1 protein-coding gene is annotated in these 1,070 nt (G+C 36.1%); it reads left to right on the forward strand.

What is annotated here, in order from left to right; genetic code table 11:
* Nucleotides 1–1,023, forward strand: a 1,023-nt coding sequence (locus tag Hs30E_RS11005; RefSeq protein WP_228462058.1) for a hypothetical protein, incomplete at its 5' end; no start/stop codon positions are given.
* Nucleotides 1,024–1,070: the final 47 nt, after the last annotated feature.

Below are 1,070 nucleotides of genomic sequence, written 5' to 3' on the forward strand. Positions count from 1 at the left end.
CTTGCGCCTAGGGATATTTTAACTAATCATTATAAGTCAGTTGATGAGGAATTTAATCATCTCACAGAATTATTTAATCAAATAGATGTTACTGCTAATTTGATTACAACCTTGTATGGTGCGCCAACAGATGACTATCAAACGCTTTTAAATCTGTTAAATGCTGATTCAAGCCTAACATTTGAAGAGGTAAGTGATGAGTCTATCTTTAAACTCTATGGCAATTTGAATCTATCAGACCCTAAAATATTTGCGAATATGTTGGCTACTGGTGATGTTGAAAATTTCCGTGAACTTGGGACAACAAACATTGAAAAAGTCGTTGAAACGATTAAGGAGCTGAATACAACAATCGCAAGTCTTGATGTAGATTATCAGACTTTAACTGAAATCAAAGCAGAAGAGCTATCGGCTGATATTCAATCACTCAAAGAATGGTATGGTGCTACCCTATCAAATATTGAACAAGTGTATAATACTTGGGAAAGCAATGTGGCAAATGAACTTGTCATTAAAAATTGGAACGAGTACAACAGTCAAATGGTCGAACTTTATGTTGGCGATAGTGCTGAGCTTTATGAGAAGATAAGCGAACTTGTCACAAGTACTTCAACGGCGAGTGATTCAATTGCTCAAGCAGCTCGAACAATTACAGATAATTCCTCAGAGTTTGACAATCTTGTCACAAACGTTTTGACAGTGCAAGAAGAGGCGCAGAAAGCCTTGAATAATGCTGATTCTTTAGTTAATACAGGAAGCTTGGATTTGAGCGCAAGTAAAGAATATTATGATAATTTTTCTAAATTACTCTCAAATACGAGAACGCAGGGTGTTGATACGAATAACATTTATGACTTCTTTGTCAAACCGATAGCGACAGAAGATATTTCTCCAAAGGTTAAGGCTGTTGTCGTCAAAAACTTTGATTTCCGTTGGCTAATTGTTTTCCTTATTGGCTTGCTTGTTGGTATGCTCTCAATTCTGGGGTGGTATAGATTTTCGATGAGAAAGAGAGAGGTCTAACTACTATGGAAAAGAAGTTTATTAAAGCAATTGGACAAATCAAAGCG

It is taken from the genome of Pseudolactococcus hodotermopsidis (assembly GCF_011170085.1).
In the GTDB taxonomy this organism is placed as follows: Bacteria; Bacillota; Bacilli; order Lactobacillales; family Streptococcaceae; genus Pseudolactococcus; species Pseudolactococcus hodotermopsidis.